This window comes from Bradyrhizobium sp. ORS 375 (assembly GCF_000239775.1).
Taxonomy (GTDB): domain Bacteria; phylum Pseudomonadota; class Alphaproteobacteria; order Rhizobiales; family Xanthobacteraceae; genus Bradyrhizobium.
The window spans coordinates 1-4892 of the sequence record NZ_CAFI01000461.1; the positions used below are offsets into that span (position 1 = coordinate 1).

Annotated in this window: 5 protein-coding genes; 1 reads left to right on the forward strand and 4 read right to left on the reverse strand. The window is 66.3% G+C overall.

Annotated elements, in window-relative coordinates; all coding sequences use genetic code 11:
- Nucleotides 1-41 precede the first annotated feature (41 nt).
- Complete coding sequence (gene rpsP, locus BRAO375_RS31510) at nucleotides 42-374, reverse strand: 30S ribosomal protein S16 (RefSeq protein WP_009031477.1); 333 nt, start codon at nucleotides 372-374, stop codon at nucleotides 42-44.
- A 140-nt stretch (nucleotides 375-514) separates the two neighbouring features.
- Nucleotides 515-2062, reverse strand: coding sequence for a signal recognition particle protein (ffh, locus tag BRAO375_RS31515; RefSeq protein WP_009031478.1), 1548 nt, complete (start codon nucleotides 2060-2062; stop codon nucleotides 515-517).
- 425 nt (nucleotides 2063-2487) lie between these two features.
- Here ffh and BRAO375_RS31520 point away from each other — a divergent pair, with 425 nt between their 5' ends.
- Nucleotides 2488-3480: an MBL fold metallo-hydrolase gene (locus BRAO375_RS31520; protein WP_009031479.1), complete on the forward strand. Its 993-nt coding sequence runs from the start codon at nucleotides 2488-2490 to the stop codon at nucleotides 3478-3480.
- A gap of 210 nt (nucleotides 3481-3690) precedes the next feature.
- On the opposite strand, the gene BRAO375_RS31525 is transcribed toward BRAO375_RS31520, so the two are convergent.
- Together BRAO375_RS31525 and BRAO375_RS31530 are read right to left on the reverse strand one after the other, a co-directional pair.
- Nucleotides 3691-4401, reverse strand: coding sequence for an SIMPL domain-containing protein (locus tag BRAO375_RS31525; RefSeq protein ID WP_035643219.1), 711 nt, complete (start codon nucleotides 4399-4401; stop codon nucleotides 3691-3693).
- Between the two features lie 8 nt (nucleotides 4402-4409).
- The coding region (locus BRAO375_RS31530) for a GyrI-like domain-containing protein (protein WP_052536167.1) at nucleotides 4410-4892 on the reverse strand (483 nt) is incomplete at its 5' end.

The window sequence follows — 4892 nt, forward strand, 5'->3', positions numbered from 1 at the left end:
ACACCGTCCTTGTGGCGACAGCTTGCCCCTTAACGACAGGCTTAGCCCTTGGCGGCGGCTTCGGCCTGCGCCTTGCGCTCCTTGCGCGGCACGGCCTTGATCGGGTTCTGGCGGGCTTCGCGCTTCTTGACGCCGGCGGCATCGAGGAAGCGGGCGACACGGTCCGACGGCTGCGCGCCCTTGGCGAGCCAAGTCTTCACCTTCTCCATGTCCAGCTTGAGGCGCGCCTCGTTGTCCTTCGGCATCAGCGGATTGAAGTGACCGAGACGCTCGATGAAGCGGCCGTCGCGGGGAAAGCGCGAGTCGGCGACGACGACGTGATAGACCGGGCGCTTCTTGGTGCCGGCACGGGCGAGACGGATGACGACGGACATGAAAGTTCTCCTAGGTGTCGATGGATTGATGTGAAGGTTGGATAGAGGTCGTCATTGCGAGGAGCGAAGCGACGAAGCAATCCAGAGCCGCGCGTGACGCCCTGGATTGCTTCGCTTCGCTCGCAATGACGGAAGTGAGGTCATTTCTTTTTTCCCGGAGGGAGCCCAAGGCCCGGCAGCGTCGGCTTGCCGCTGAGACCGGTCAGGCCGGGGAGGTTCGGCAAACCGCCGCGCAGGCCCGCGGTAAGATCCTTCGGCAAATTCGGCAGCCCGCCGGGCATGCCGCCTGGCATCTTGTCGGCGAGCGCCTTGAGCTGTTCCGGCGACGGCATGCCGCCACTTGCGCCGAAACCCATCGCCTGGGCGATGCCGGCCAGCGGGCCGCGCTTGCCGGAGCCCATGGCCTTCATCACGTCGGCCATGTTCCGGTGCATCTTGAGCAGCTTGTTGACGTGCTCGACGCTCTGGCCAGAGCCGGCCGCGATGCGCTTCTTGCGGCTCGCCTTCAGCAGGTCGGGGTGCTTGCGCTCCTCGCGCGTCATCGAATCGATGATGGCGACCTGGCGCTTGAGGATCTTGTCGTCGATCCCGGCCGCTGCGATCTGGTTCTTCATCTTGGAGATGCCGGGCATCATGCCCATCAGCCCGCTGATGCCGCCCATCTGCGACATCTGCAGCAGCTGCTCGCGCATGTCGTTGAGGTCGAACTGACCCTTGCGCATCTTCTCGGCGGCGCGCGCGGCCTTCTCGGCGTCGATGTTCGCCGCGGCCTTCTCGACCAGCGAGACGATGTCGCCCATGCCGAGGATGCGGCCGGCGATCCGCGAGGGATAGAAGTCTTCCAGCGCGTCAGTCTTTTCGCCGGTGCCGAGCAGCTTGATCGGCTTGCCGGTGACCGCGCGCATCGACAGCGCGGCGCCGCCGCGGCCGTCGCCGTCGATCCGGGTCAGCGCGATGCCGGTGAGGCCGACGCGCTGGTCGAACGAGCGCGCGAGATTGACGGCGTCCTGGCCAGTCAGGGAGTCCGCGACCAGCAGCACCTCGTGCGGGTTGGCGACCGCCTTGATCTCGGCGGCCTCCTTCATCATGTCCTCGTCGAGCGTGGTGCGGCCGGCGGTGTCGAGCAGCACCACGTCATAGCCGCCGAGCTTGGCGGCCTCGATGGCGCGGCGCGCGATCTGCGGCGGCATCTGGCCGGCGACGATCGGCAGGGTCGGAATGTCGAGATCGCGGCCGAGCACCGCGAGCTGCTCCATGGCGGCCGGACGGTAGACGTCGAGCGAGGCCATCAGCACCTTGCGCTTGTCGCGCTGAACCATGCGGCGGGCGAGCTTGGCGGTGGTCGTGGTCTTACCGGAGCCCTGCAGGCCGACCATCATGATCGGCACCGGCGGCACGGCATTGAGGTCGATGGTCTGGCCGTCGTCGCCGAGCGTCTTGACCAGCTCGTCGTGGACGATCTTCACGACCATCTGGCCGGGGGTGACCGACTTGACGACGGTGGCGCCGATCGCCTGCTCGCGCACGCGCTCGGTGAAGCTGCGGACAACCTCCAGCGCGACGTCGGCCTCGAGCAGCGCCCGGCGGACCTCGCGCATCGCGGCGTCGACGTCGGCTTCCGAGAGCGAACCGCGCCCCGTCAGCCGATCGAGAATGCCGCCAAGCCTTTCCGACAGATTGTCGAACACTTGCTTTCGTCCTTTGTCCTGCGCTGAGCAGGCAGTTGAATTCTCCGTTGTCATCGCCCGCGAAGGCGGGCGATCCAGTACTCCGAGGCAGCGCGGCTCGATCCGAGGTGCCGCGGAGGACTGGATGCCCCGCCTGCGCGGGGCATGACGACCATGTATGTTGCGGCAGCCTGTGCCGAAACGTAAATCCCAAACACGTTTGCGCCCGAGGGCGCACAGCGCTGTCGGGCGGTGACCTCCGGCCTCCAGGGCCGGGCGGTGGCTCGAAAAGACGAAACTTTCCGAAATTCGGCCGGGTTAAACCCTCCGGAGCCAGAAAAGTCAAGGAAACTTGCTTTCAGACGCCCGTTGCCGGAGTCTCAGCAGCTGCTTACCTCCCGCGTCAGTTCAGCTTTCCCGTGTTCGCTTGCCCTCCCGAGGATCCCTTGCTGCGCCGTTCCAGGACCTATTCCGGCCCCGTCACCGACCATTTCGACGGCAAGCGCTTCTACGATCCCGATGGCGTTCCGCCCAAATCACTCGCCCAGGTGCTGCGCTGGCAATTCGACCGCAACCGCGAGCGCTCGCGCTGGCCTCAATCGGCGCCGAGCCCGCATGCTGACGTCCCGCCGCACCGGATCGACGGCGAGGCGGTGCGGCTGTCCTTCATCGGCCATGCCAGCTGGCTGGTCCAGACCGGTGGGCTCAACATCCTGATCGACCCCGTGTGGTCGGAGCGGGTGTCACCGTTCTCCTTCGCGGGCCCTCGCCGCCACAACGATCCCGGCATCGCCTTCGAGGCACTGCCACATATCGACATCGTGCTGGTATCGCATGGCCATTACGACCACCTCGACATCCGCACGCTGTCGAAGCTGACGGCGAAGTTCGCGCCCCGCGTGGTCACGCCACTCGGCAATGACCTCACCATGACCCATGCTGATAGAAAGATCCGCGCCGAGGCCTATGACTGGCACGATCGCGTGACGCTGAACGACGAGATTGCGGTCACCTTGGTTCCGACGCGGCACTGGTCGGCCCGGGGCATCTTCGACCGCAACAAGGCGCTGTGGGCGAGCTTCGTTTTGGAGACGCCGCGCGGCAAGCTCTACATCGTCTGTGATTCCGGCTATGGCACGGGCAAGCATTTCCGCCGCGTCGCCGAGCTGCACGCGCCGCTGCGGCTGGCGATCCTGCCGATCGGTGCCTACGAGCCGCGCTGGTTCATGCGCGACCAGCACATGAACCCCGAGGATGCCGTGCAGGCGTTGCAGGACTGCGGCGCGGAGACCGCGCTGGCGCATCACCATGGCACGTTCCAGTTGACGGACGAGGCCATCGATGCGCCGGTGCATGCGCTGCATGCCGCGCTCGATTCCGCCGGTATCCCGCGCGACCGGTTCGGCGTGCTGAAGCCGGGGCAGGTGGTGGAGATTTAGCAAGCTGCCGCCACACCACCGGTGTCGTCCCGGCCTTGAGCCGGGACCCATAACCGCCGAGCTCAGTTTGACGAAGGCTGGTAGCTCCATCTCGCGCGACAAGATCCGCCGGGGAGTCTGGGTCCCGGCTCAAGGCCGGGACAACACCGAGTGTGTAGCAACGCCGTCGGCTCACACTACGTGTGAATGTGCTGAGCCGACCTGGCGGCCCTACTGTCCCGCCTTGATCGCCCAGGTCACGCTCACCGTCACCGACAGCGTCTCCTCACCCTGAGCCACCGGCGTCGGGGCTCCGGCCGCCATCGGCGCCGCAAACGTCTTGGCGCGGAACACCGGCGTCGGCGTGCCGTCCTCGGCGATGTTGAGCGGCTGTCCCAGCGTGACGCCGGCGGCCTTGGCGTAGATCTCAGCCTTGCGGCGGGCATCCGTGACGGCCCTCTCGCGCGCCTGGTCGAGCAGCTTGGACGGCTCGGCGACGCTGAAGAACACGTTGCCGACATCGTTGGCGCCGGCGGCGACCACCGTGTCGATCACGCTCGCCACCTTGGCGACGTCGTGGAGCTTGATGGTGACGCGATTGCTGGCGCGATAGCCAGTGACGGCGGGCTGGCCCGGCCGGTTCTGCGCATATTGCGGCTGCAGTGACAGCCGCGAGGTCTGCACGTCCTTGTCGGCGATCCCCGCCGTCTTCAGCGCCTGCAGCACCTTGGCCATCGCGGAATTGTTGGCCTCAGCCGCCTCGCGCGCGGTCTTGGCGTCGGAGGCGACGCCGGCATCGATCTGCGCCAGATCCGGCGGCGCCTGGACGCTGCCTTCGCCGCTGACGGTGATCGCCGGCGTATCCTGCCGGGCAATGTCATCCGCCAGCGCGGGCATTGCGACAATAGCCGCGAGCGCGGCAACGAGCAGCGGTCTGATCATGAGGGCGCTCACTTCAGCGGCACGTAGACGTTGATGACGAGCTTGTCCTCGGCCGTCTTCAACGGATCGGTCAAATACTCCTCGATGAAGGTGTCCTTGGCCTCGAGCCGGCGCTCATCGAGATGGTTGGTGATCGCCTCGTAGGTGTTGTCCATGTTGTCATAGGAGCCGCGGTGCACGAATTTCAGCGCCTTGCCCTCCGGCGACTGGCCGATGCTCATGCCCTTGCCGAGCGTCTTCGGCTCCTGGTCGATCGGCATCTCCGCGAGGTAAGTGAAGCCGTTGTCGTCGGTGGAGGTGTAGACGATCATGCCGTTTCCGGCGGGCTTGACGCCCTGCTTGTCCAGGGTCGTCGACAGCGCCTTGAACGAGTCGATCAGCGTGTCGAACGCATTGTCCCAATTGGCGGTGCCCTTGACGAGCACGACCTTCTTGGCCTCGAGCTTGATCTCGTCGCCGAAGGCGTCGGCCGCCTGGCTCGGCGCGGCGGC

What these genes read in the sequence shown, in the direction of transcription:
- rpsP (WP_009031477.1), bottom strand. Translation starts at nt 374, where the DNA reads ATGTCCGTCGTCATCCGTCTCGCCCGTGCCGGCACCAAGAAGCGCCCG.
- BRAO375_RS31525 (WP_035643219.1), bottom strand. Translation starts at nt 4,401, where the DNA reads ATGATCAGACCGCTGCTCGTTGCCGCGCTCGCGGCTATTGTCGCAATG.